Raw genomic sequence first — 24,897 nt, 5'->3', positions numbered from 1 at the left:
AGCCAATGTACGAAGAAGCCCACCGTACACATTGGCGGACAAATTTGTCGTCTATGCTTGTCCGGGGCACCTGGACACGCAGAGAGTGGCAGTAGATAGTTTGCATCATAATCAATATCACGCAAACTATCTTGCGAAAGGATTTCTCTGTGATCAAACACATTCTGTTCCGGGCGGCTGTGGCTCTCGCGGTAACGACGGCGGGGCCGTTGTCCATCGCCTCTGCTGCCGAGGTGAAGAATATCGTCATCGTTCACGGCGCGTTTGCCGATGGGTCCGGCTGGCGAACCGTATCCGATATTCTGACGAAGGACGGGTACAAGGTTGCGATCGTGCAGGAGCCGCTGATATCGCTGGCCGACGATGTCGCTGCGACGAAGCGGGTCCTCGACCTGCAAAATGGTCCAAGCGTGCTTGTCGGCCATAGCTATGGCGGCATGGTCATCAGCGATGCCGGTAATGCCGACAATGTCGCGGCACTGGTCTACGTTGCAGCATTCCAGCCTGACAAGGGTGAAAGCCTGGCAAAGCTTGTTGAGAGCAAGCCTGTCGAGCACATGAGGAAGAACGGCGTCAAGGCAACGCCGGACGGTTTCCTTTATATGGACCCAGAGGCGGTGCATGAGATGTTTGCCGCTGACCTGCCGCAGGCGGAGGCGGACTTCATCGGCAGATCCCAGGTGTTTGCCTCGCAGAAGGCATTTGGTACCGAAGCGGGTGAGCCGGCCTGGAAAAAGAAGCCGAGCTTCGCACTCGTCGCCACAGAAGACCGGTCGATCAATCCTGACCTCGAGCGCAGCATGGCAAAGCGTGCCGGAAGCAAGATCTATGAGGCGAAAGCAAGCCACGCCGTATTTTTGTCGAAACCGAACGACGTTGCAAAACTCATCGAAGAAGCCGCAAAGGCCGTCTCGAACTAAGAAGAACCCATCGCATACCTGCTCATAAATGTAGCCGATATGCGAATGTTTACACTGGGAGAGGATTGCCAATCGGCAATCCTCTTTTCTCTGTTACTCCAGAATAAAAGTGTAATTGTATCCTGGTGTTACCACTTCTTGCTGAGCTTGAAGGTAATGGTCCGCGCCTCGCCATAACCGCAGACATTTTCGCCCGCGCAGCCCGCGACATAGTCCTTGTCGAAGAGGTTGGCGACGTTGAGCGAAGCGCCCCAGCCTTTTTTCTCGTAGCGGATGCCGGCATCGAAGAGCGTCGCAGAAGGCACCCGCAGGGTGTTGGCCTCGTCTGCCCAGGACTTGCCCTGATAACGCACGCCGGCGCCGATGCTGAGACCGTCAAGCGTATCGCTGGTGAAGGCATAGTCGAGCCAGAGTGCAGCGGTGGAGTTCGGCACGAGGTAGGGCGAATTGCCGACAACGGTCTGGTCGAGATCCTTGGTGATTTCGAGATCGGTGTAGGAGTAGGAGCCGAGCAGTTTCCAATTGTCGTTAAGATTGACCTTGCCTTCGAATTCGACGCCGCGTGAGCGCACTTCGCCGATCTGGCGCTGCAGGAAGGTGACGGGGTCGGTCAGCGCCATGTTCTTGCGGTCGATCTGGAAGATCGATGCCGTGATCAGGCCGTCGATGAAATCGGGCTCGTATTTGACGCCGGCTTCATATTGCTCGCCCTTCTCGGGCGTCAGGCCGCCGCCGCTGACGCTGGTACCGATCAGGGGATTGAAGAAGGTACCGGCGCTGACATAGGGCGTGATGCCGTTGGAGAACTCGTAGGCGAGGCCCGCCCGGCCGCTCGCCGCCTTTTCATTGGTGCTGTAGGTGGTGCCGACCTTCGCATCGGAATCGATATCGACAAAGTCGTAACGGCCGTTGAGCGTCAACAGCCATCCGCCGCCGAAACGCATCTGGTCCTGCGTATAGATGCCGAGCTGCTGCTGCGTCAGCGACTGGTTGAGGTAAACGAAATTGGCACCCTGCGGCGTGCCATAGACCGGATCGGTGGCGCTGATCGGATTGGAGCCGCAGCAAGCCTGGATCTGGTCGAGCCGGTAGATCGAGTAGTCCGAGCCGATCATGAAATTATGGCTGATGGCGCCGGTGTCGAATTCGTTCTGTGCTCGGGTGTCGACTGAGAAGGTATCCACCTTCGATCGTTCGAAGAAGCCGATGCGGTTGAGCATATAGTTCGGATCGTCATAGGACGGATCGAGCGGATTGCCGTCCACATAGCCGTTTAGGTAAGGCCCTTCCTCTCGCTTGTAGAGATGGCCGTAGCGCGCATTCTGCGACACGGTCCAACCGCCGTCGAGTTCATGCGAGAACTCGTAGCCAAGCATCTGCTGGGCATATTTCAGGTTATCAATGTCCGGCTCGCCATAGAAGGCCTTGCGGTCGATCTTGCCGAAGGGCGCGTCGACCACCGTGCCGACATAGGGAAAGAAGCCGTTGCCGGTATGGACCTCATCCAGGCCGCTGACCATGCCGTACACAGTGAGCTTGGTGGAGTCGTCAGGGGAGATGGTGACCTGCGGCATGACGAAGCCACGCAGATCATGCGTATTGTCGCTGTAGGTATCGCCACCGGCGACTTTGCCGGTCAGCCGGTAGCGATAGACGCCGTCAGCCGAGAGCTTGTCGGAAAAATCGAAGCCCAGGAAGGCGTTGCCGAGATTGTTGATGCCGATCTCGGTGTCATAATAGGGATCGTCGGTCGGCTCCTTGCGCACCATGTTGACAAGACCGCCGGGATTGGCGCCGCCATAGAGCACCGAGGAGGGGCCCTTCAGCACCTCGACCCGCTCGAGCATGAAGGGATCGATCTGGAAGCCGCCGAAACCATAGCTGTAGAGCGTCAGCCCGTTCAGGAAAACGCCGGTCTGCGTCGCGTCGAAGCCACGGATATAGAACCAATCAGTATCGCCGTCATTGCCGAAGGGCTGCGTGGTGACACCGGGTGTATAGCGCAGCGCTTCGTCGACCTTGTTGGTGACGCCGCGATCGTTCATTTCCTGCCGGCCGATGACGGAGACCGATTGCGGCACCTCGGTGATCGGCATGTCGGTTTTGGAACCGGTCGTCGTCTTCTTGGCGACATAACCTTTGACCGGGGCCGTGCCGCTCGCTTCGCTGTTATCCTGCCCGGATTGGATGACCAGCGGTTTCAGTTCCGTTGGGCTCTCCTGCGCCGTGGCCTGTGAGGCCAGCACCATTGCTGCAACGGCAGCGCCCACCGCCAATACCCGTTTCATCGATACGTCTTCAGTCAAACCCTGCATTTCCGTCGTCAGCCCCAAATTTGCGACACCCAGCTCAACCCAGGTGGGCACTCCTTCACAATAAGATGAGCAATTAACTCATATTTAACGGGACGGCTTGTCGCGAATTCGGGAAATTGAACGTTTTTGGGCAATTCTCCACAGTGCCGGCAATTGCCCGCAGGGTGTGGCTTTTAGGCAATCTGGCTTCGTTTCCAGCTTGCCGGGGTGATGCCGACATTCTTGCGGAAGACGCGGGTGAAATGCGCCTGATCGGCAAAGCCGGTTTCGACGGCGATATTGGTGAGCGGCGTGTTGCCTTTCAGCAGCAATTGCTTGGCCCGTTCCAACCGGGCTTTGGTCTGCCACTGGTGCGGCGGCAGGCCGGTCGACGCCTTGAAGGCGTGGCTGAAATGCGATTGCGACAGGCCGGTCAGTGACGCCAGCTCTTCCAGGCGGATGTTTCGGAGGCAATTTTCCTCGATGTAGTCGACGGCCCGGCGCAATTGCCAGGAGGCGAGCTCGCTGCGCCGACGCGGCTGCGATCCGCGAGGCTGCAGCACATTGATCAGCAGCGAAAGTGTGAGGCCGTCGCCGTAAAGATCATGCAGAGGCTCGGGATTCTCACATTCGGCCGCGATCAGCTCGGCAAGCGACATCACCCGCGGATCGGAGAAATGCAGGCGTGGATTGTCGAGGCGGGCCGGATCGAGATCCTCCATCAGCCGTCGGCCGATGATTTCGGCGTTGAAATGGATATCGAGATGACGCACGAAATCGATGCCTGCAAGATCGGCCCATAGCTCCATTCCCGCTGGAATGTAGGAAATCCTTTCATGGTCATAATCCTGCTGCCGGCTTTGAACACGCGGCGAGAGCCTGACGCTGCTCGTACCGGAGCCGCGCTGATCAAGCAGGATGAAGAGCCTGGGATCGTCGGCGATGTAGTAGCCGCCGGCACGGGCCGCGCAATTGACATTCCAGACGTCGGCAACGATGCCGTTCCACCGGCGTCGATGAACGCCACCAATGACCGAGAAACCGCCGATCCTGTTTTGCATCCTTGGCTGAAACGTCATCCTCAGCTTCAAACTCCGCCTGCAATAATCCTTCGTAATAAAGTCAAGTTATTATATCAGCGAAACTTTCGTGGCAATGCGTCGATTGAGGAAGGTTCGCGTCAAGCGCATCACCTCTTTCGCATGGTGGACGATCGGTTTGGACGGCGGAGGCCGTCGAGACACCAGGACACACAAACGCAACGCAACTCTCAAAGGTGGCGACGCATTCGCTTTTTGAGAACACCCCAATTTTGAGCCTCGCAGCAAGCCGCCTTTGCCTAGTCTTCGCAATGGGTTGTCGATATTTCTGCAAGAGGAGCGTGAGTCCCACGCCTGCGGCTGACAAAACAGCATTCAATCGACGTTGATAGGACCTAAAATGAAAAAAGCGCTTCTCATCGCTGCGGCATTCGCGGCAACTTTCCCGCTTCTTGCTCACGCTGAGACCCTGCAGTTTCCGAGCGAGGAACCGATTGCCGAGGTTTCAATTCCGCATAGTTGGGGGCCTAAGGAAACGGAAACAGGCGTCGATGCAACCTCGCCGGACTCCGCAATCTACTTCTCCATCGATATCGCCAGCGACAAGACGATTGACAAGACCCTCGACGACGTCATCGATTTTCTTTTGAAAAACGGCGTCGAAATCGACGACAAGTCCAAGCATGAATATCCGGATTCCGTGCTTAACGGCATGAAGATGGCGCATCTCGAATGGGATGGCAAAGACAAGGACGGCCCGGTCGATGTCGAACTCGGCCTGCTGCAGCCGTCCGAGGACAAGCTTCTGGTCGTCACCTACTGGGGGTCAAAGGAAACTCAGGACAAGCATGACGAAGCGGTGCAGAAGATTATGAACTCTCTTAAGCCAATCAACGACTGAGTCTTCAGAGGCAAAGGATGGCAAAGGGAACCGCACATGCTGATGCCTTTGCTTTATCGCGGTCCTTCCGTCTGTGTGGTGTCGGTGATCGGTACCGTTGGACGGTCAAGCGTTCCCAGACGCTCCAGGAAGGGAAGTTGGCCGGCAATGATCTTCCCGCGAGCATCGGAAAGGGTAAACCATTCGGCGCGATCAACCTCGGGAAACGACTGGAGACGTCCGCTTCGGGGTGGCCATTCGATTTCGAATAGGTTGCTGCGCAGCGCGGACGTGTCGAATTCTCCTTCGAGAGCGAAGGCGGTCACATGTTTTCCGCCCTTCTGACGCAGTTCTCCCAGCGGCTGCAAGCTGCCTTCCGGGACATGGCCCATTTCCTCGGCGAATTCGCGTCGAGCGGCGGCCTCGGCTGGTTCATCCTCCGGATATTCTCCCTTGGGAATGGACCATGCGCCTTCATCCCGTTTGCGCCAAAAGGGACCACCGGGATGAACGAGCAACACCAGGATATCGCTTTGCGTCCTTTTATACATCAGGATGCCGGCGCTCTTCTTCATCGACGATCGCTCCTGCGAATGAAGCCATACCCCACCTTTGCCAACGCGCGGCCGGGCAAGCCGTGCCAATGTAACGAGAAGACCTCCATGACACCATAAGAGAGGCCTTTCCTTGAAGCCAGCAACCGATTCATCGCCGTGATCGGCGCCGCGAACATGATAAATAGCCTGCCGCACCGGCAGGTCGCCAACGCGTCAGCGATTCAGGTCGCTGTCAGAAGGCGACTTTAGATTGCCGCCGATAACCAGGCAGATCGATGAAAATGGCGCACTGGATCGTCGACAGTTACGGGATGAAGACGATTATCCTCGGACCGGATATGCAGACCATCCTTGTCGTCAACGGCGCCATGCCGGAAGAGAGTGCGGTATTCCCGAACTGGGCGAACGAACAGGTTATCATTGCACAGGTGATGATAGCCTATGTTGAAGGAAAGGCGCATCGTCTCGATATGGTCCAGGGTTATTTCGAGGATCTGAACGAGGCCGGCAAGCTCAGACACAATTCACAACTGAATCTCTTCCACACGATCGCCAAGCAGTTTTTCTCAATGATGCATGGGAGAAATCAGCGGTCGGTAACGCTCGGCGACACGCTCCAACAAACGATGTGGCACTGCAGTCCGAGGGAAAATGCAAAGATTTATGAGCGGTTGCGAGCCTATTTCGTGGACGGTCGAAATGATCCTCTTATCAAGCAACTTCCTCATGCCGGGGCTATACAGCCAGCGTTTCATTAACGTGCCCGGAAATATGAGAGCCGACAGGCTGGCGGATAACGCCCGAAATCGGTACTGAACTTACCGTGCCGGCATTGAACCGCTTGCCACTTCGAACCCGCCGGCCATGCCAAAGCTGTCGGAGCGAAGTTGAAGGCCTTCCCTTCCCACTCAAATTCACGTCGCGGAAAAGCATCGCGCTGAACCCAGACAGACCGACACCCGCTTGAAATTCTGCCCTTCTTCCGCCACCTCTTCGGCGCGACTTTCAACATTTTCTGGAGACCAGACGCAGATGACCACGACCACCGCAGAAAATCCCGCTGAGAGCCACGTCTTTGAGGCCGACGTCGCCCGCCTTCTGCATATGATGGTTCACTCAGTTTATTCGGATAAGGATGTTTTCTTACGAGAACTGATTTCGAATGCGGCCGATGCCTGTGAAAAGCTTCGCTATGAGGCAATCGCTACGCCTGCATTGCTCGCAAGCGATCCAGACAGCCGTATCGTATTGACGCTCGATGAGGAGGGCGGCAGGCTTCTCGTCGAGGATAACGGCATCGGCATGAGCCGCGACGAGATGATCGAAGCGCTCGGAACGATCGCTCGCTCCGGCACGCGGGCGTTCATGGAACGAATCGAAGCAAACAAGCAGGGCGAGGGCGCGCAACTCATCGGACAGTTCGGCGTTGGCTTCTATTCCTGCTTCATGGTTGCCGAGCGTGTCGATGTCGTATCGCGCCATGCGGGCGCAGACAACGCCTGGCTTTGGTCTTCCGACGGCAAGGGTGGTTATAGCGTCAGCCCGATCGATATCAGCGAGGCGCCGGCACGCGGTACGCGGATCACTCTGCATCTCATGGACGACGCCAAGAGCTACACCTCCCGTTGGAGCATCGAGCGGATCGTCAAGGAACAGTCGGGTCATGTGCCGGTGCCGATCAGGATTGCAGACAAGCCCGGTGCCGAACCGGCGCAACTAACCGACGGCACCGCGCTCTGGACCAAATCGAAGAACGACATCACGAGCGAGGAATATACCGACTTTTATCGCGGAATTTCGGGCCAATACGACGAACCGGCTCTGACGGTGCATTTTCGCGCTGAAGGGCGCCACGAATATTCCGCACTCGCCTTTATCCCCGGTTCTCAGCCCTTCGACCTCTTCGACCCCGATCGAAAGGGCCGCATGAAGCTCTACGTGAAGCGGGTCTTCATCACCGACGAGGCCGAGCTCCTGCCCCGTTATCTTCGCTTCGTGCGCGGCCTTGTCGATACCGCCGACCTGCCATTGAATGTGTCGCGCGAAATGATCCAGGAAAGCGCAATCCTTTCGTCGATCCGCAAGGGCGTCGCCAACAGGATCATTGCGGCCATCGAAAAACTTTCGGAAAGCGACAACGACGCTTTTCTGAAGCTTTGGGAAGCGTTCGGAAGCCTGATCAAGGAAGGTATCTATGAAGACTTCGAGCGGCGCACCCAACTGATGGCGCTGTCGCGCTTCCGAACAACGGCGTCCGGAGAGGAGGGCTATCGCTCTCTTTCCGACTACGTCAAGGACATCAAGGAAGGCCAACAGTCGATCTACTATCTCGCCGGCAACAGCCTGGAGCAACTGAAAGCATCGCCGCAGCTCGAAGGTTTTCGTGCACGCGGCATCGAGGTTCTGCTGCTGACCGATTCCGTCGACAGCTTCTGGGTTACCAATGCCCCGGAATTCGAGGGCAAGACCTTCAAGTCGATCACCCAGGGTTCCGCAGACCTCACGCAATTCAGCAAGGTCGAGCAAGGCACGGCGGCGAGCGAGACAGCACCTGCAGAGGTTCAGGCATTCATCGCATTTGCGAAAGAGAAGCTCGCCGATCAGGTTTCGGACGTGCGTGCGTCTGACCGTTTGATCGAAAGTGCCGTCTGCCTCGTTGCGCCCGAACAGGGCTACGACCGGCAGCTCGAAAAAATTCTGCAGGGTGCTGGCCGTCTGCAGTCCGGAGCAAAGCCTATCCTGGAGATCAATCAGGATCATCCCGTCGTGAAGGCCGTTGCCGCCAAAAGCGATCAGCCGTCCCTGCGCGATGACGCGGCATTCCTGCTGCTCGATCAGGCACGGGTTTTGGACGGTGACAAACCGGCTGATCCGCGCGCCTTCGCCGAGCGGTTAGCACGGCTCATGGAAAGAGCATTGCAATAAGGGAGTTCTGTTCGAAATCTCGCGGCCTGTTGCCGCCGGGGTGATTTCCGCCATCAGCTGTCCCGCGGTGGATGGGTCTGTTGCCCATCCACCGCGGATTGATCGAGTAGCCAAGCCCGGAAAGCAGCTTGCCTCGGCTGTTTTGAAGGCGCGGCCAATGCGCCTGCCTTCCAAAGCCCAATTGGGATTGCCGCATCCAGCGCCGTTTCTCCTGAGGGGAGGTTTGGTGCGCCGACCAAGCTGTTTTAAAGGAAGGGCACCAAAAGGCTATCGCGTACCTACGATTACCGTTGCCGTTGAGCGGAGCTGAACCTTGCCATCGCTGATGGATTGTTGCGCTAGCTCCAGGACCTCGCGACGGATTTTCTCCCGTGTTGCCGGATCGGCCTTGGATAGTCCGGCGACGACCGGCGCGGCGACCTCGGTCATGAAGTCCCAGTAGCGCTCGGGTGAATCGTGCACCATAGTAGTCGACACCTCCTCCTCGGCGACGTCGAGAAGGCCCGCCTCTTTGAAGGTCTCGACCATCATGCCTTCCGGCGCGCAGCGGAACAGACCTGGAGAGCCGGGTGGCGGCGAGGGCATATCCACGTGGCGGGCGATAGTGCCCATGATCGTGGTCGCCCAAGGATTTTTGGCAGGAGTGCTCCATACTGCGGTGCAGACTCGCGCCCCGGGCTTTGCCACGCGTGCCATCTCCTTTGCGGCAGTAGCAATGTCCGGGAAGAACATAAATCCAAACCGGCATAGGACGGCATCGAAACGGGCATCGGCGAAAGGCAACGCTCCCGCATCGCATAGCTGAGTTTTGAAGTTTTTCAGGCCACGTTTGGCGGCATTTTCGGCGGCCGCGGCCAGCATATTTTCCGAGAGATCGGTTACGGTCACATAACCGTCGGGGATTGCCGCTGCAGCCGTTAGGCCGGGTTCGCCGGTGCCTACGTCAAGCACGCTAAAGCTGTTCGAGAGATTTGCATGCCGGAGCATGGTGTCACCAAACGGCGCGAGCCAACTTAGAACCAAGCTGTCCCATTTCTTCCAGCCGGCCGAAAACTTGTCCCAGGTCTCACGTTGCTGGTTACGGATATCGTCGAGATTCGCTGACATGCACGCCTCCTCCCTGATGCGTCCAACCGGCAAAGCCCGGAAGTGGTCCACTATGGGCCACTGATGTCGGGATTCAATGGAAATATGCGGCGTTGTGGAAGCAAATGCCACGTTTGCTGGAATCCAGCGACGTTGTCGCCGAGAATGAACGGAATGTTCGGCTTCGCTTGTTGCGCAGATGCCGTCGCGACAGGAAACGGCCGCATCGCCGTGGATATGCTACGGAATGACATTGACTGCACGCGCGGCCACGAGGACGAGTGTCAGCAGCGAAATGGCACTTTCGAGCATCATGAGCGCCTTCGCACGTTGCGTGAGTGGTAGCACGTCGGTGGGACTGAAAGCCGTCGCCGTATTGAACGCCAGAGATAGATAATCGATGTAGAGCGGCCGCCAATCCGGCGGCGCGAATTCGCGGGCCGACGCCTGGGGAAAGAGCCAGTCAGGTCTTCTTGCTACCCCACGAGCGATGCGCGACGGGCCACCCGCATCAACCTGCCAGTAAAGCAGCGAGAAGGTAAGAACGTTGGTGATCCAGATCGCAAATGATGACGTCAACAGCGATACTGATCGTGTCTCGGGCGGGTGCACGGTGATGATCCCGATGATATCTCCAAGTTCCGCCGCCGTATTGCCTGCGTAGGCACTGGCAAGCAGCATGATCGCAACGCGCTCGATGCGTAGCCAGACAGCGTTGTCAGTCGACACCGTCACCATGACCATTGGAGCGATAGCGACGACTAAAACCCCGTAGGACACCCATCGCGGCATGGCGTAGACATGGTGCGGCAGCACCTCCAAAAGGACGAACACTGCAAGTATCGCCACCACCGGAGGCCATCGGGGTTCGTCACGACCTGCTTGGATGACATCGCTCATCGTCCCGCCCTCAATCGGCCCCAAGGACCTGACAGGTGAAGCATGGAGCGGACGCCTTTCGGGGCGTCCGCTCCGACGTCGCTACGCTCCTGCGCGCGTCAATCGTGACCTGTCTTCATCTCCTTGACCTGCTGCATGACCTGCTCCAGATTGTAGCTTGCAGGGTCCTGAAGCGGCGGGAAGTCGATGTAGGTCTCGAGATGCTTCAGCCACAACTGCTGGCCGATCGGCAGGATGTTCCAGTCATAGACATAGGCGGTGGACGGTGACGCAATCGATCCGGCCATGCCAAACAGTGTCTTGATCTGCTGACCGACCGAGGTTTCGAACGGGTCGCGCTTGATGTTGACGACCTGCGTCCAGGCGTACGGCTGCACGCCGCCAACGAAGCCAGCCGGATCGTCGGAAACCATGGCGAAGTACATCTTCCAGTTCTTGTAGCGGACAGCCGATGGCTCCTTGCCGGAATAGTACAAGAAAGTGTCGCGCGCGGATGGAGACTTGCCTTCCAGGAAGTCGCGCTGATCGATCCCGTCGAGCGTGGTCTTGACGATCCCGGGATACGTACCCGCCTCGATCTCTTTCTTCAGCCCGTCACCCTTCGGACCGCCTGCGATGTCCACAAACGTCGGCAGCCAGTCGAGCGCCGAGAAGATGTCGTTCTTGACCGTACCGGGCTCGATGTGCCCCGGCCAGCGAACCACAAGTGGCGCACGCATGCCGCCTTCCCAGGTGCTGAGCTTTCCGCCCTTGAACGGGGTGGTGCCACCATCTGGGAAGGTGATCGTCTCGGCGCCGTTATCGGTCGTGAAGACGACGATGGTGTTGTCGAGTTCTCCCATCTCCTCGAGCCTTTTCAAAACGTAGCCGATGTTGTCGTCCATCTGCTTCATGCCGGCTTCGTTGACGCCCCAGTCCTTGCCCCCGGCCTCGCCGACCATGTTCAGATATTTGTCGGGCAACACAGTCGTGATGTGCATGCGGGCCGGGTTGTACCAGACGAAGAAGGGCTTGTTGGTCTTCTTCGGGTCATTGCGGTCGAGGAAATCGATGACCTTGCTTGAGATCTCTTCGTCAATCGTCTTGGAGCGCTCAAGCGTCAGCGGGCCCTCGTCCTTGCAGCTTTGGTTGGCCGGGGATCCGTCGGACGATTTGCACGAAAGCATCGGACGCGGCGGCGTCAGGCAGGTCGTGGTCTTCGGGTCCACGGATGCCGGGTCTTCCGTTAAGCCGGGGATCGGCGTGTTTCTGCAAGGCGGTGCGATCCCCTGCTCGGTTGGGGTTTTGTTGATGTCGGGGAAGCTCACCCCCTGCATGGCGTCGAGGTGATAGAGGTAGCCCCAAAATTCCTGGAATCCGTGTGCCGTCGGTAGGGATTCGGTGGTATCTCCGAGATGGTTCTTGCCGAACTCACCTGTCGAGTAGCCGAGATCATACAGGAACTTGGCGAGGTGAGGCGTGCCGGCCCGCAGGTAGGACGGGCTTCCGGGAATCTCCGGCAGAACCATGCCGACGCGCACCGGCTGCATGCCGGTGATGAATGCGGTCCGCCCTGCCGTGCAGCTCTGCTCGGCATAATAGGTCATGAACTTCGCGCCTTCCCGGCCGATGCGGTCGATATTGGGTGTTTCACCGACCGCGAGACCTTGGTGATAGATGCTCGGCTGCATCCATCCGATGTCGTCACCCATGATGAACAGGATGTTGGGCTTCCTGGTCTCCTGCGCTTGTATTGCCGCCGTGCTCGCCAACAGGCTGCCCGCGACCGCCATTGCTGCTGTGAAGAACTTCGTAGTCCGTCTCATTTCTATGCCTCCCCCGAGAGGCCATCGCAAGGACGGCCAAGGTTGGTTGAAAGACGAGTCAAAGCAGAACGCGGGCAGATATCGAGATGGCTAAGTCGACAATTGGTGCGGCCCCGTCACTTCGGATGCGTACTCCGCGTCGGGCATACTGACCATTGATTTGCGGAGGAGAATTGTCTCCCCTCCAACTGTAACCTTAACTCGAAGGTGCCAGAGCCGATATTGGCCTTTGGGGAAGCAACGTTGCCCAGCAGTGGCATCATGACACAGGAGTGCCCGCAAGCGATCTATCCGAATCCCATGGGCACATGCTGATCCCGACACCGGCCAGCCGTTCAGCTGCGCGCGGTAAAAGCATTTTGGGGATGTGAAGACTGCCAACAGGCGATGATAGGCCACAAACCATAGCGCCTGCTTAACTCTTGGGAAACCATATTTGGCAACAAGGAAGGCAGTAAGTCCCGCGCCGCCACCTTCTGACCGAGATTTCCATGACCTTTGACCATTCGACGAACAATCTCCAGCAACGTCTTGATTTCATTGAGCTCGACGTCGTAACTCGCGATACCCTCAGGGAATTGCGGCCCCTGATCGCGGAAAAAATCGGCGGTGCGCTGGACAAACTCTATAAGAAGGTCGCGAAAGCTGCCGACGTCGCCGGCTTCTTCCACAGTGAAAGCCATATGGCCGGCGCCAAGAAGAGGCAACAGGATCATTGGGCCAATCTCGCCAATGGAAACTTTGATGCCTCTTACGTGCAGGGAGTGCAGGCCATCGGCAGAACGCATGCCCGCGTCGGCCTCGAGCCGCGCTGGTATATTGGCGGCTATGCGCTCGTCATGTCCGAATTGATCAAAGGCATCGTTGAAAAGCAATCGTCGACCTTCTTTCGCCGCGGACAAGGAAAGAAGCTGTCGGCTGGAATTTCCGCCGTCGTAAAGGCGGCCATGCTGGACATGGACTATTCCATCAGCGTTTACCTCGAAGCCCTTGAAGAGAAGCGTAAATCGCTCGAGGCGGAACGGCTGCGTACCGAAGCCGACCAGGCGCTGGCGCTGGCCCATCTGCGTCGGGCGCTGGCTGCGCTCGCCAAGGGCGATCTCGATGCCAAACTTCCTGCGGATCTGCCGGGAAACTTTCAGGAAATGGCTTTGGACTACAACAAGGCGGTCGGCGCGTTGCGCAATTCCTTCGCGTCGGTCCATAGGACATCGGGCGAGATCTTGACTGGCACCGAGACGATATCGAAGGCGACCGACGATTTGGCGCTGCGGACCGCCCAGCAGGCCGCTGGCGTCGAGCAAAGTTCGGCCGCCCTTCAGCAACTCACCGTCACTGTCGGCCAGACGGCTGCTAATGCCGAAAAGGCTTCCGAGGCTGTTCGCGAAACCCAGCAACGGGCAAGGAACTCGGGCCAATTGGTCACCGATGCCGCTTCGGCCATGGCCGCAATCGAACAGTCGTCAACCGAGATTTCGAAGATTATCGGGGTGATCGATGAGATCGCCTTCCAAACGAACCTGCTGGCGCTCAACGCCGGTGTCGAAGCGGCTCGTGCCGGAGATGCCGGCAAGGGCTTTGCTGTTGTGGCCCAAGAGGTCCGGCAACTGGCGCAGCGAAGCGCCGGGGCAGCCAAGGAGATCAAGCAGCTTATTTCGGAAAGCTCAGATCAGGTGAACAAGGGCGTGGGTATCGTCAGCGGTACGGGCGAGGCGTTTAGCGATATGATCGGTCGCATCGATGTCATCAACCAGTTCGTTTCCGACATCGCAGCCACGGCGCGAGATCAGGCAACCGGCGTCGACGAGGTCAATGTCGCGATCCGCAGCATGGATACGATCACCCAGCAGAATTCCGGCATGGTCGAACGCACCTCCGCGGAAACACGCCGACTTCGCAACGAGGTCGAGAGTCTCGTGCACCTCCTCCAGCGTTTCGGCACCGCCGGCCAAGAAGCCGCCCGCTTGAACCGGGCCGCCTGATCGGGCGGCCGATTTGTTGCTCTCGTGAGAATGAAGCAGTGACGGTAAGTCCCTGAAGGAAAGACGCCGGCCGAAGCTGCTAAGCCGATTTGAGCCCACCGAGAAGCGTCGGAATGAGCTCGGATACGGTGGGATGGATCGGCACGGCCCATTTCAGAACCGGGTAGGGCGTTCGCGCATGCATCGCGTCGATGAAGCCGTGGATCGCTTCGTCGCCTTCGACACCGAGGATTGCGGCACCCAGAATCTGTCCGGTTTCAACATCGGCGACGACCTTCATCAGGCCCTTTGTCTCATCTTTTTCGATGGCGCGCCCGACACGGCTCATCGGCATGGTCGATACTGAGATCGCCCGCCCGGTTGCCCGTGCTTCTCGCTCCGTCATACCGACGCGCCCAAGCGGCGGATCGATATAGAGCGCATATGCCGGAATACGCTCGCTCACCTTCCGGTCTTCCCCGTCTAGAAGATTGGCGGCGACGATTTCGAAATCATTGTAAGAGGTATGCGTGAAAGCGCCGCGGCCGTTGCAATCGCCAAGCGCCCATATGCCGGCGACATTGGTGGAGAGATGATCGTCGACGATGATATAACCCTTGTCGTCCAGCGCCACACCTGCCTCCGAAAGACCAAGATCGTCGGTGTTCGGCCGGCGGCCCGTGGCGATGAGGAGATGGCTTGCGTCGACGTCCGGATTGCTGGCGGTCGAGATGCGGATGTCCTCACCGCTTTTCGATAGTTTGATGTCCTGTGCATTCGTATGGATCGATATGCCTTCGGAACGAAGAACGTCACCGATCGCCTGGCAGACATCGTCATCCTCTCGCGGGGCCAATCGCGGGCTGCGTTCGATGATGCTGACTTCGGTGCCGAAGCGCCGGTACATCTGCGCGAATTCGAGGCCGATATAGCCGGCGCCGATGATGGCGAGGTGGCGGGGTAGGGCAGTCAGGTGGATCATGGAGGTACTTGTCAGATACTCGACGTCCGAGAGCCCGGGCAACGCAGGAACGGCTGGCCTGGCGCCGACGTTGAGAAAGATGCGTGGTGCGGTCAATGTTTCATCACCGACGCGGATGGTCGTTGCGCTCTCGAAGCGCGCATGTCCGCGTTTCAGGGAGATTTTGTCCGTGGACTCGAGCCACGTCGTCAGCGAATTCCTGGTATTATTTATGACGGTCGCCGCGCGCTTCTCGACGGCCGTCATATCCGTCGATACCCCGCCGTTCGTGTGGATGCCATAGTCCGCGCTTCGCCGGATCACGTGAGCGGTTCGGGCGCTGGCGACCAAGGTCTTGGTCGGCATGCAGCCCGCGTTGACACAGGTTCCACCGACGAATTTCCGCTCGATCAGAGCCACCGTCATGCCCGCGGCCGCAAAACGTCCGGCAAGAGATGGCCCTGCCTGCCCGGCACCGATGATAATCGCGTCGAAGGTCTTCATGGTTATCCCCTGCCGCAGTTTGATGATTGTTTTTCCCACCGGCTCGACTGGGTGCCGACACCTTGTCCCAGTGCAGTTTAGCAGACTTGAGCGGAACCTTGGCCGAAAACCTGAAGGAGCGATCGGATGGCTTTCGATAAAATGCTCCTGTCTGCGGCAAATCAACGCGTATTTGCGTTTTGTCTTTAGCATCTTTTTGCGCAGGCTAAGCTGTCCAGCAATCCAGCGCGTCTTTTTTGCCGTTGGGAAACATTGATGCCGGTGAGGCAGCTATGTCACGGTCTCCGCACAAATGTTTCCAAACCTTGACGGCAAGCGCCGTAAAGCCATGTCTGGTCGCATATGTGTCGCAAGGAGACAGAATGCGAAACGCTAAGATTAGATTCACTGAGAGTGAAAGCGAAGTAAATTCCGACTTCATAAAATGCGAAGGATGGTCGAAGCTGATGGATGAAGCGATCGGCCTTTAGGCTGCAGGCTTAATCGCGGCGCGGCAGTTGCCGTCGTCACTATCGGATGGCCGCCCGACCCCTCGTGCGCAGTCCAAGCTCCAGGCACCCGGCTAGAGAACGGCGTTGACAAGCGTCGGAGGCCATCTCTGCTGCGTGCGAAGGATAACTTAAGGATTTAAGCAACGTGCTTGCTGTTCCGAAAGAACCACCACAAAAATTCATCTCTTTGATGCTGTCGTCCCTTCGAAAGGCGTTTTTCAGCATTGCGATAGCGAGCGCTGCAATAAACATCCTGGCGCTGACCGGCTCCTTTTTTATGCTGCAGGTTTACGATCGGGTCATTCCGGGCCGTAGTCTTCCAACGCTCGCGGGACTGGCGATTATCGCCGCGACCCTGTTCATATTCCAGGGGACCCTCGAACTGTTGCGTTCGATGCTGCTTGCGCGCGTGGGCATGTCTCTCGATGAACGGATGAACCGAAAAGTCTTCGGCTCGCTCATCTATCTGCCAACGAGAGCGCAAACGCCCGATGATGGGCTGCAGTCCGTTCGCGATCTGGAACAGGTCCGATCGTTTTTGTCCGGGAGCGGCTCGACCGCCCTATTCGATCTGCCTTGGATGCCTTTTTACCTGATCCTGTGCTTTCTGTTCCACTTCTGGATCGGCTTCACCGCCTTGTGCGGCGCCGTTTTACTCATTGTCCTGACAGCCCTTGCAGAGATCCTGTCGCAAAAACCAGCGCTTGAAGCCGCGAAGTCTTCCGCGGCTCGTCTCGGCTTTGCACAAGCGGCCCGCCGGAACTGGGAGGCAGTGGTCGCGATGGGTTTCAGCGGCCGCCTTACCGAGAAATGGACGGCCATGAATGAGGAGTATCTCGGCAATCAGCTCTCCGCCGGCAACATCGTCGGCACGCTGACCACGATCGCGAAGATATTGCGGATGATGTTGCAGTCCGCTGTATTGGCTGTCGGCGCAATCCTTGTCATCAAGCAGGAGGCGACGGGCGGCATCATCATCGCCAGCTCGATCATGGTCACCCGCGCGCTTGCCCCCGTGGAGCTGGCAATCGGGCAATGGAAAGGCTTTGTCGGGGCCCGCCAAAGTTGGTCGCGCCTCGCCAAGCTGTTGGACCTTGTCCCTACCGAACACCGGGCCGTGGCCCTGCCGACACCGCAAAAAGAGCTCGGCGTCGAGAACATAAGCCTCACATCCCCCGGCAGCCGCGACTTCATCCTCCGCAATGTCTCATTCAAGATATCTGCGGGAACGGTGCTCGGCGTGATTGGCCCGAGCGCTTCGGGAAAATCGTCGCTTGCCAGAGCGATCACGGGATTATGGCCGGTTGTGATCGGCGCAATCAGGCTCGATCAGGCGGCGTTGTCGCAATGGGAACGGGGCGACCTGGGGCGGCATATCGGATATCTACCCCAGGATGTTGGTCTGTTCGACGGCTCGATAGCGGAGAATATATCCCGCTTCGCGAAAGACATGCAGCCCGGACCGATTATCGCGGCGGCGAGGGCGGCCGGCGTATACGACATGATCGTCAAACTACCGGATGGGTTCGACACGGTCATCGGCGAAGGTGGTTCGCGACTTTCCGCTGGTCAGCGGCAGCGCATTGCCCTGGCCCGGGCCCTCTATGACGATCCATTTTTGGTGGTTCTTGACGAGCCGAATTCCAATCTGGATGCCGAGGGGGAGGCATCCTTGACCAAAGCCTTGATAGGCATTCGGGCACGCGGCGGCATTGCCGTCGTCGTAGCGCACAGGCCGAGCGCTTTGGCGGCCGCCGACAAGGTCCTGATCATTGCGAACGGTCAGATGCAGGCGTTCGGACCGAAGGACGAGATTCTTGGCGGATCCACCAGGCATTCGGGGGCCGGGCCAGTGCGTTTGATGATTGCCGGCGAGGATGTGAGCGGATGAAAAACATGGGCTTGTCTTCCACCGAGCGTGCGATCCGCCGCCTTTCCATTTTCGTGCTGGCGACGATTCTTGTCCTTTTTGGCGTCATGGGTGGTCTTGCGGCAGCGACGAAGATTTCGGGAGCGGTCATTACCTCCGGCACCCTGGTCGTCGACAGCTATGTAAAGACTGTTCAACATCTCAAGGGCGGAATCGTTGGCGAAATCCGCGTGAAGAATGGCGACCACGTCGATGCCGACCAGATATTGATCCGCCTGGATGATACGCAAAACCGAGCCAATCTCGGCATTATCAGAAAGCGTTTGAATGAACTGTCCGCCAGAAGGGCGCGTTTGGTTGCGGAGCGCGACGACAAGAGTGCGATCAGCTTTCCGGCAGATCTCCAATCCATCGCCGGCGACGATGGCGTGGCGAACATACTGGCCGGCGAGCGCCAACTTTTCAGCGACCGGTTGGCATCGCGACAGGGTCAGAAGTCGCAGCTGCGTGAGAGAATTCAACAGTTGAAACAGGAAGTGGACGGCCTCGTCGCGCAGGAGAAGGGCAAGAGGATCGAGATTGAGCTCGTCAACAAGGAGCTGGGCAGCCTCCAGCGACTGTTCGATCAAGGCATCGTCCCGGCGGCGAAAGTCTATTCGCTGCAAAGAGACAGCGCTCGCCTGACCGGTGAACTCGGTAATCTTGTTTCCTCGATTGCACAGACCAACGGCAAAATTACCGAAACCGAGCTTCAGATCATTCAGATCGACGACGATCACAGCTCGGAAGTCTCCGACCAACTGCGACAGGCCGAAAGCGATATCGGTCAGTTTTCGGAACGGTTGATCGCTGCCGAGGATGATCTCAAACGGGTGGATATACGGGCGCCGCAGGCGGGTATTGTCGATCAGTTGAACGTCCATTCCGCCGGCGCCGTGATCGGGCCGAAAGAAACGATCATGCAGATCGTACCGGACAAGGACGCGCTGGTCGCCGAGCTGAAGCTTGCGCCGCAGGATATCGATCAGATTGCCGTCGGTCAGGTGGTCGCGTTGCGATTTTCCGCCTTCAACCAACGCATCACGCCCGAACTCAACGGACGCGTCGAAACCATTTCGGCGGATCTGACGACCGATCAGCATACGGGTGTGAGCTATTACATCGTTCGCGCCAAAGTGCCGAAGGAAGAGTGGGACCGATTGGGGAAGCTCACGCCTCTGCCCGGCATGCCCGTGGAGGCCTTCATGCAGACCGGAAAAAGAAGCGTTCTCGCCTATCTGACCAAGCCAATGACCGATCAGATAAAGCGTGCATTCAGAGGGGATTAGGACGTTTCTCTAACGTGCGTTGTTTAAGCCGATTTGCCGGTTAAGGACGAACGGCGCAGCCGCGATTAAAAAACGGCTGCGCCGAACGCTTGGTGCAGGTCGGACCCTATCAGATATGCCAGTCCGGAGTATGGGCAGCCGCGGCCGCGGCCGTCTGGGTCATATGGTCGTTCAACTGATAGGCCTTGATGTAGTCGATTTTCATCTCCGAGTCTTTCAGGCTGTCAGTCGGAGTGCCTGCTGTGCCGCCGACGGCCTGATCCACCAGCATGTACATCGGGCTGTGCATATCGGCCGGTGTTGCCGCATGCGCGATGGCGACGTCGTCGAAATACCAGACGATTTGATCCTGGTCCCACAGCACGCCGTAATTGTGAAAACCATCGGTGCTGGGAACTTGCACCGGAATGGTTTGCATGGTGTGCTGACCCGTCGCGTTGGAGTGAACGGTTGCGTTGACCGTGTTCGGATCCTGCCCGCGCATTTCCACCACATCGAGTTCAGGCGGCCATGAGCCGTCTTCCGGCAGAAGCCAGAAAGCAGGCCATGTGCCTTGATCATGTGGCATGTCGGCCCGCATTTCAAAATAGCCATAAGTCTGGGAGAACGTGGAATGGGTGTTCAGAATGCCGGAGGTATAGTCATGGCCTTCCAGAAGCGATTTCAGCGAATCGGGCGTCGGTTTGGCCGAAATAGTCAACACGCCGTTCGAAACGGAAAATGGATTGGCCGATGCGGTCGGGCCATAGAGCGGATTGACATACCATTGCAGCTCGCCGGTCATGCTGCTGCCCTTGTCCGGCGCCCACCAGTATTTCGCATCCCAGGTGCCTTGCGTTCCCTGATGAAGGGAAAGCGAATTGAAATCATCCGAAAAGGTCTGCGTGAGCGCGGAACGGTCGAGTCCGAGCTGGAACTGGTCCGAATGCAGATCGGCAATGGTCTTGTTGGCAAAAACCAGGCTCTCGCCGCCGCCAAGATCGAGGCGCAGATTGGCGCCTTGCTGGGTAAGATGACTGACGACCTGATCGAAGGACGTCAGTCCATATTGGTTCAGACGCACCTTATCGTCGCTGCTGAAATCAGTGATCAGGTCGCTGCCATTGCCCTTGGTGAATAGGAAGGTATCGGCACCGCCGCCGCCGGTCAGGACGTCGTTGCCTGCACCGCCATCGATGGTCTGGCTGCCTGCACCGCCAGTGATGATGTTGTCGGCGCTGTTGCCGAAGGCATGACGGCCATCGCCGGTCACCGTGAGATTCTCGAAATTTGCGGGCAGCGTGTAGTCCATCCACGTATTGATGGTATCTACCCCAGCACCAGGGGCCTCGTAGGCGTGATTGATGCTCGAATAGAGATAGTAGATATCATCTCCAGTGCCGCCCGCCATCGTTACGTTGACGGAGCTGTCGCCATACATCGAATCATTTCCAGCCGTGCCGTTAAGCGTCGGACCGGAGCCTGTGGCTGAAAACCAACTTGTCGAAGTTCCACTGTAGTAGAGCGTTTGGCCTAGGGCATTGAGTACCGTATTGGGCATTCGAAACCTCTTCCGTTGTGCGTGGCTGTCTCCTCCACAGAGCCAACATTCCTCCGCGCTTACGTTAGAGAGATAACATTTTCCGCATTGCAGCACAGCCCCCTACAGGTTGATTTCAGCTTTATGTGAAATATGGCCGGCTTAAAGACCCCCCATGCTTAATCGCGCATCAAGATCGAATGCTGCTTCACACATAGCGTGCCGTATTGGTCGGTTATGAAGTCGGGAAGTGAGCTTAGCCTGCAAACCGCATCGCGGCGTGGAACAGCAACGAGCTATTCCCATTCGCTCTCGGCTATCACCGCAGAGTTGAAGCGATTGAGTGTCTGCGAATGAGATAGCAGGCTGACGTGAAATCCGGTTGCGGCTTTCCGCAAGGACCTGCTGCCACGAACAAAAGCCAAAAGCCCGCCGCAGACCGGGAGTCGATAGTCGCGGCGGGCTCACGCTCCAGTGGCCGGCGTGGTACACCGTGAGCTGCGGGGTAAGCGTCCCGCTGATCTGAAACTCAGAAGAAGCGCTTTGGTTCCCGCGCCTTATCGTGGTCGCGACAATTCGTCCGGTCGTAGGTGGGCGCGCACGACAAAGACGGCCGCGGCTTGAGAAATATGTCAAGCTGACGGACGTCAAAGGTCTGCATCCTCTCCGCCTTCGCGCGAGTAATACAAGGGGCTTGATGCTGTCCACGCGACGAAGAGCGGCCTGTGGACCTCACTGCAACAGAGATATCCCGGCTTCTTCTGCCGCCTTGATGAATGCTTCTCGCGCGGCTTGTGGGCAGACCACACCCATCATCGCATCGAGACATATTCGTACCGCGGTTACGTACTCTTCACCATCTTCAACCGGCCAATGCTCCAGCAGCGTCTCAGCCGCCTCCTGTACCGAATTGACCCGCCGATAACCCTCCGTGCCTCCCATCACGAGCGTCACGGCAGAGAATGGCCGCAAAGTGTTTCGTTTCAAAACGCATTACCTCCGAAACATAAAGACTTCAGTAACCTTGCAAAAAACGTTCCGGGAGGGCGGCACGACTAATCCGCCTTTGGCCAATCAACAGAAGATGACGGGAGAGGGGCAAAAAAAGCCCACGCTGATGCCGGTGACAGTGACGCGGCATGGTTGGGCTTAACGAGGCCAAAGCTTAAGCTGAGAGAAAAAGATGTCGGTGAAGCTCTCCGCCGGTTGGCGTGCTTTCGTGTCATTGCGTATGCAAGCAATCGGCAAATAGCCTCAGCGACAAACTAGAACCGCCTCGAGCGAGGCCATTTCAAAGGCGTCACGCGCTTCGCTCGCCGTACATTCGTGCTCGAGGGCGGCGATGCAGACCTTCTTAGCCTCCCTCAAAAAGACGCCATCGGCGATCGGCCATTCTCGTTCCAGGCATCCGACGGCTTCGGCCGGGCTTTTGACGACCTTTTGTTTCCCGCTGCTGACAATGACCGAAACGGGTGCCTCCCATGCGAGAGCGCTCATTCTGACCTCCTTTTTCTTTCAGCTGAAGTTAGACAAACGATGGTTTCGCCGCTCTGTTCCAAGAGCGAGATAAAAAATTCCATCTCCGCAAGAAAAAAGCTGCGCAGGTAAACGAGGGTTACAGATCAGGGGAGATTCTGACGGGACCAGTCAAAAGCACCCGCCATTGGAAGGTCCCGAAACGAGCTACCCCGCCGGCCCTTTAGGGGCTTGTTATCATGAGTCATGAAAATCGCGTGTCGAACACGCGGAAGAATTCGCATACCGTGCCGGGCGGAAGGACAAATGCAGCAGAAATCTCTGCCTTCAGTGGAGTAGTATCGGAAAAGGCCTTACTCAGAAATGTCTGGAAGACGGGGGAACTGGAGAAGTGCTGACGACTGTCGGAAGGGCGAGTTGAGCGACGTGGAAAACACCGCCCGGCAAATTCCGAGCAGTTTCCGATCGCAGGCCGAAGCCTTCGACTATTTCGACAGCCTGAGCGTGGTTTCGATCAGCGAACTTGCCGGCCTTTGGCAAGGTCACGGTATTGCGTCCGGCCACCCGCTCGACGGTGTGCTGGAAAATCTCGGATGGTACGGCAAGCGCTTCACCGCCAATCTCAGAGCCGACGCTCTGCTGTTTGCGCTAGGACCTCACCGGCTCGTGGCCATTGACCCGGGAATGATCCCTCTGAAACTTGCGCTTCGTTTTCATCGCTTCGGGCGGACCAGGGCGGCGCGCGGTTTGTTTTCGTATTTACAGAAACTGGGGCGAGCAAAGGGGCCGGTCGCCTCCCTCCGATCGATGTCCTTCAGGGACAAGACGAGCGCTGCAATGGTATATGACAGGCAGCCGATCATCGACCATTTCCGCAGAATTGACGATGACCGGCTCTTGGGCGTCATGGCCGTCGAGGGCGATGGCCGACATTATTTTTTCGTTCTCACGCGCATAAAAACGGAGCTCTAGGAAGCCGGTTTCATAATGCTCCTCAAGCGCTCTTTGGCCTCTTCTTAGCCCGCGCCGATGTGTTCAATGCCACGGCGGCGCGAATGAGCGCCTTCAACGCCTCTTCATCCATCCTGTCGCTTTCATGGAAATCGATGGCGCGCCTGGTATTGCCTTCGAGGCTGGAGTTGAAGAGGCTCGAAGGGTCCTCCAACGAGGCGCCTTTGGCGAAGGTCATTTTTACGACTTCCTTGTACGTCTCGCCGGTACAGATGATCCCGGCGTGCGACCACACCGGAACTCCTCTCCACTTCCATTCCTCGACCACTTCGGGATCGGCCTGTTTGATGAGACTTCGGATCCGAGCGAGTGTCTCGCCCCGCCAATCACTCAGCTCCTTGATTCTCGCATCTATCAGCTGGGAGGGAGAGTCTTCCCCTTCCTTCGAAACGCTCTGCTTCATGGTTGTTGTCGCTTTCCTCATGGTTGTTGTTGCTCGCGCGTCGTTTGAGTATCGCTCATCAGCATTGGTCCGATCGCAGCTCGTTTCCATCGGGGGTCTTCGACGGTCAATCGAGGCCCCGCATGTAGTGGCCGCTCACATTCGTTCGCCGGGCAATTGGCTTGCTTGCTTCACCCAAGCGGCGAGTTGAGCTTCATCAAGCTGGTCGTCTTCACGGATGTCGAGGTAGCGCGTGTCCTTGCTCTTGGACTCGCCAGGGGGAACAGGACGGAGCGAGGTGCCGCGGAAGAAAGCCACTTTGACGTAGTTCGTGTAGGTATGGATACCGAGGAACCAGCCTTGGCCCTCGACTCCGTAGAGCGGGGAGTTCCATTTGACCGCCTTGCGCACACCGGGGACGGTGCGCACGATGAGCGCGTCAAGGCGTCGCCCAACGTCGCCTTTCCAGCCTGGCAAAGCTGCGATGTAGGCCTGCACGGGGGCGTCGCCCTCGGCCTTCGCGATCTGAGGGTTCCCGCCGCGAGGAGGGCCGGTTTCGCAACAATCGGCTTGGCGACGGTCCTTTTTGCGACATTCGCCGACCTCTCGGACGTCTTGCTGGCCATTGTCTTTGCTCCTATCCGCCAGTGCGCTGCTCGCTAAGCCACTTGCTGGCATGCGGCAGCATTAACAAGTATAGACCGGTGAGCAGGAGCAAGACGAGTGGAAGCAGCGCCAAGATGCCTATCCAGGTGGCAGTTTGCCCCTGTCTCAAGGCGACGATGTTGATGATGACGGCCACTGTAAAAGCGATGGACACCCAGCGGTGGATCTTCCGGATCCATTTGTTCCAATCCAATGGGACCTCCTCTGAAAATGAGCCAAAGCGGATTTGGCGATGCGCTTGGCGCCCGCCTTCCTCGCGATCTCTGTCGACTTTTTAGACGTCGTTTGGGCCGCAGACGCTTACGCTATGCAATTGTGAAC

20 protein-coding genes and 1 pseudogene are annotated in these 24,897 nt (G+C 57.8%); 8 read left to right on the top strand and 13 right to left on the bottom strand.

Features of this window, described 5'->3' with window-relative positions; all coding sequences use genetic code 11:
* The first annotated feature begins 149 nt into the window (after positions 1-149).
* Positions 150-920 carry an alpha/beta fold hydrolase gene (locus FHT86_RS26710; RefSeq protein ID WP_133710177.1) on the top strand — a complete coding sequence of 257 codons (771 nt, stop codon included), beginning with the start codon at positions 150-152 and terminating at the stop codon, positions 918-920.
* A 128-nt stretch (positions 921-1,048) separates the two neighbouring features.
* On the opposite strand, the gene FHT86_RS26705 is transcribed toward FHT86_RS26710, so the two are convergent.
* Together FHT86_RS26705 and FHT86_RS26700 are read right to left on the bottom strand one after the other, a co-directional pair.
* Positions 1,049-3,235 (bottom strand): TonB-dependent siderophore receptor, encoded by a 2,187-nt coding sequence (locus FHT86_RS26705; protein ID WP_133710178.1) that lies wholly within the window; start codon positions 3,233-3,235, stop codon positions 1,049-1,051.
* 173 nt (positions 3,236-3,408) lie between these two features.
* Entirely contained in the window at positions 3,409-4,293 is an 885-nt protein-coding gene (locus FHT86_RS26700; protein WP_133710179.1) for an AraC family transcriptional regulator, read from the bottom strand.
* 361 nt (positions 4,294-4,654) lie between these two features.
* On the opposite strand from FHT86_RS26700, the gene FHT86_RS26695 reads away from it, so the two are divergent.
* A complete protein-coding gene (locus tag FHT86_RS26695) occupies positions 4,655-5,155 on the top strand; it encodes a histidine kinase (RefSeq protein ID WP_133710180.1) in 501 nt (166 codons plus the stop codon).
* A 53-nt stretch (positions 5,156-5,208) separates the two neighbouring features.
* On the opposite strand, the gene FHT86_RS26690 is transcribed toward FHT86_RS26695, so the two are convergent.
* A complete protein-coding gene (locus FHT86_RS26690) occupies positions 5,209-5,709 on the bottom strand; it encodes an NUDIX domain-containing protein (RefSeq protein WP_133710181.1) in 501 nt (166 codons plus the stop codon).
* Between the two features lie 257 nt (positions 5,710-5,966).
* Between FHT86_RS26690 and FHT86_RS26685 the strand changes: the two genes are divergently transcribed.
* Positions 5,967-6,449, top strand: coding sequence for a hypothetical protein (locus FHT86_RS26685; protein ID WP_133710182.1), 483 nt, complete (start codon positions 5,967-5,969; stop codon positions 6,447-6,449).
* 274 nt (positions 6,450-6,723) lie between these two features.
* A complete protein-coding gene (gene htpG, locus FHT86_RS26680; RefSeq protein ID WP_133710183.1) occupies positions 6,724-8,616 on the top strand; it encodes a molecular chaperone HtpG in 1,893 nt (630 codons plus the stop codon).
* Positions 8,617-8,883: 267 nt separating this feature from the next.
* On the opposite strand, the gene FHT86_RS26675 is transcribed toward htpG, so the two are convergent.
* The 3 genes from FHT86_RS26675 to FHT86_RS26665 form a co-directional block, all read right to left on the bottom strand.
* A complete protein-coding gene (locus FHT86_RS26675; protein WP_133710248.1) occupies positions 8,884-9,723 on the bottom strand; it encodes a class I SAM-dependent methyltransferase in 840 nt (279 codons plus the stop codon).
* 219 nt (positions 9,724-9,942) lie between these two features.
* Positions 9,943-10,602 (bottom strand): hypothetical protein, encoded by a 660-nt coding sequence (locus FHT86_RS26670; protein WP_133710184.1) that lies wholly within the window; start codon positions 10,600-10,602, stop codon positions 9,943-9,945.
* A 98-nt stretch (positions 10,603-10,700) separates the two neighbouring features.
* Complete coding sequence (locus tag FHT86_RS26665) at positions 10,701-12,374, bottom strand: arylsulfatase (RefSeq protein WP_133710249.1); 1,674 nt, start codon at positions 12,372-12,374, stop codon at positions 10,701-10,703.
* 524 nt (positions 12,375-12,898) lie between these two features.
* Between FHT86_RS26665 and FHT86_RS26660 the strand changes: the two genes are divergently transcribed.
* The gene (locus FHT86_RS26660; RefSeq protein WP_133710185.1) at positions 12,899-14,389 is read left to right on the top strand and encodes a globin-coupled sensor protein; all 1,491 of its coding nucleotides are present in this window, start codon (positions 12,899-12,901) and stop codon (positions 14,387-14,389) included.
* Positions 14,390-14,468: 79 nt separating this feature from the next.
* Here the strand turns inward: FHT86_RS26660 and FHT86_RS26655 are convergent, their stop codons facing one another.
* Positions 14,469-15,833 carry an FAD-containing oxidoreductase gene (locus tag FHT86_RS26655; RefSeq protein ID WP_133710186.1) on the bottom strand — a complete coding sequence of 455 codons (1,365 nt, stop codon included), beginning with the start codon at positions 15,831-15,833 and terminating at the stop codon, positions 14,469-14,471.
* Between the two features lie 636 nt (positions 15,834-16,469).
* Here FHT86_RS26655 and FHT86_RS26650 point away from each other — a divergent pair.
* Together FHT86_RS26650 and FHT86_RS26645 are read left to right on the top strand one after the other, a co-directional pair.
* Entirely contained in the window at positions 16,470-18,215 is a 1,746-nt protein-coding gene (locus FHT86_RS26650) for a type I secretion system permease/ATPase (protein ID WP_133710187.1), read from the top strand.
* Positions 18,212-19,522 (top strand): HlyD family type I secretion periplasmic adaptor subunit, encoded by a 1,311-nt coding sequence (locus FHT86_RS26645; RefSeq protein ID WP_133710188.1) that lies wholly within the window; start codon positions 18,212-18,214, stop codon positions 19,520-19,522. Before FHT86_RS26650 ends, FHT86_RS26645 begins: the two co-directional genes overlap by 4 nt.
* A 109-nt stretch (positions 19,523-19,631) precedes the next feature.
* Here FHT86_RS26645 and FHT86_RS26640 read toward each other — a convergent pair whose 3' ends face one another.
* From FHT86_RS26640 to FHT86_RS26630, 3 genes are all read right to left on the bottom strand, one after another.
* A complete protein-coding gene (locus FHT86_RS26640; protein ID WP_133710189.1) occupies positions 19,632-21,062 on the bottom strand; it encodes a family 16 glycosylhydrolase in 1,431 nt (476 codons plus the stop codon).
* Positions 21,063-21,773: 711 nt separating this feature from the next.
* Positions 21,774-22,028 (bottom strand): DUF982 domain-containing protein, encoded by a 255-nt coding sequence (locus FHT86_RS26635; protein ID WP_133710190.1) that lies wholly within the window; start codon positions 22,026-22,028, stop codon positions 21,774-21,776.
* Between the two features lie 267 nt (positions 22,029-22,295).
* Positions 22,296-22,538: a DUF982 domain-containing protein gene (locus FHT86_RS26630; protein WP_133710191.1), complete on the bottom strand. Its 243-nt coding sequence runs from the start codon at positions 22,536-22,538 to the stop codon at positions 22,296-22,298.
* Between the two features lie 426 nt (positions 22,539-22,964).
* On the opposite strand from FHT86_RS26630, the gene FHT86_RS26625 reads away from it, so the two are divergent.
* Complete coding sequence (locus FHT86_RS26625; RefSeq protein ID WP_409527626.1) at positions 22,965-23,489, top strand: DUF4334 domain-containing protein; 525 nt, start codon at positions 22,965-22,967, stop codon at positions 23,487-23,489.
* Positions 23,490-23,511: 22 nt separating this feature from the next.
* Here FHT86_RS26625 and FHT86_RS26620 read toward each other — a convergent pair whose 3' ends face one another.
* From FHT86_RS26620 to FHT86_RS26610, 3 genes and pseudogenes are all read right to left on the bottom strand, one after another.
* On the bottom strand, positions 23,512-23,952 hold the full coding sequence (locus FHT86_RS26620) for a DUF1801 domain-containing protein (protein ID WP_133710250.1): 441 nt from the start codon (positions 23,950-23,952) through the stop codon (positions 23,512-23,514).
* Positions 23,953-24,066: 114 nt separating this feature from the next.
* A pseudogene (locus tag FHT86_RS26615) lies at positions 24,067-24,536 on the bottom strand (DUF1801 domain-containing protein).
* Between the two features lie 11 nt (positions 24,537-24,547).
* Positions 24,548-24,769 carry a hypothetical protein gene (locus FHT86_RS26610; RefSeq protein WP_133710193.1) on the bottom strand — a complete coding sequence of 74 codons (222 nt, stop codon included), beginning with the start codon at positions 24,767-24,769 and terminating at the stop codon, positions 24,548-24,550.
* Positions 24,770-24,897: the final 128 nt, after the last annotated feature.

The sequence above is a fragment of the Rhizobium sp. BK313 genome, assembly GCF_014193655.1.
Classification (GTDB): Bacteria; Pseudomonadota; Alphaproteobacteria; order Rhizobiales; family Rhizobiaceae; genus Rhizobium.
Note: the sequence above shows the minus strand (reverse complement) of the source record. Positions and strands in the feature narration are given on the sequence as shown.

What these genes read in the sequence shown, in the direction of transcription:
- FHT86_RS26705 (WP_133710178.1), bottom strand. Translation starts at nt 3,235, where the DNA reads ATGCAGGGTTTGACTGAAGACGTATCGATGAAACGGGTATTGGCGGTG.
- FHT86_RS26700 (WP_133710179.1), bottom strand. Translation starts at nt 4,293, where the DNA reads ATGACGTTTCAGCCAAGGATGCAAAACAGGATCGGCGGTTTCTCGGTC.
- FHT86_RS26695 (WP_133710180.1), top strand. Translation starts at nt 4,655, where the DNA reads ATGAAAAAAGCGCTTCTCATCGCTGCGGCATTCGCGGCAACTTTCCCG.
- FHT86_RS26690 (WP_133710181.1), bottom strand. Translation starts at nt 5,709, where the DNA reads ATGAAGAAGAGCGCCGGCATCCTGATGTATAAAAGGACGCAAAGCGAT.
- FHT86_RS26685 (WP_133710182.1), top strand. Translation starts at nt 5,967, where the DNA reads ATGAAAATGGCGCACTGGATCGTCGACAGTTACGGGATGAAGACGATT.
- htpG (WP_133710183.1), top strand. Translation starts at nt 6,724, where the DNA reads ATGACCACGACCACCGCAGAAAATCCCGCTGAGAGCCACGTCTTTGAG.
- FHT86_RS26675 (WP_133710248.1), bottom strand. Translation starts at nt 9,723, where the DNA reads ATGTCAGCGAATCTCGACGATATCCGTAACCAGCAACGTGAGACCTGG.
- FHT86_RS26670 (WP_133710184.1), bottom strand. Translation starts at nt 10,602, where the DNA reads ATGAGCGATGTCATCCAAGCAGGTCGTGACGAACCCCGATGGCCTCCG.
- FHT86_RS26665 (WP_133710249.1), bottom strand. Translation starts at nt 12,374, where the DNA reads ATGGCGGTCGCGGGCAGCCTGTTGGCGAGCACGGCGGCAATACAAGCG.
- FHT86_RS26660 (WP_133710185.1), top strand. Translation starts at nt 12,899, where the DNA reads ATGACCTTTGACCATTCGACGAACAATCTCCAGCAACGTCTTGATTTC.
- FHT86_RS26655 (WP_133710186.1), bottom strand. Translation starts at nt 15,833, where the DNA reads ATGAAGACCTTCGACGCGATTATCATCGGTGCCGGGCAGGCAGGGCCA.
- FHT86_RS26645 (WP_133710188.1), top strand. Translation starts at nt 18,212, where the DNA reads ATGAAAAACATGGGCTTGTCTTCCACCGAGCGTGCGATCCGCCGCCTT.
- FHT86_RS26640 (WP_133710189.1), bottom strand. Translation starts at nt 21,062, where the DNA reads ATGCCCAATACGGTACTCAATGCCCTAGGCCAAACGCTCTACTACAGT.
- FHT86_RS26630 (WP_133710191.1), bottom strand. Translation starts at nt 22,538, where the DNA reads ATGAGCGCTCTCGCATGGGAGGCACCCGTTTCGGTCATTGTCAGCAGC.
- FHT86_RS26620 (WP_133710250.1), bottom strand. Translation starts at nt 23,952, where the DNA reads ATGAGGAAAGCGACAACAACCATGAAGCAGAGCGTTTCGAAGGAAGGG.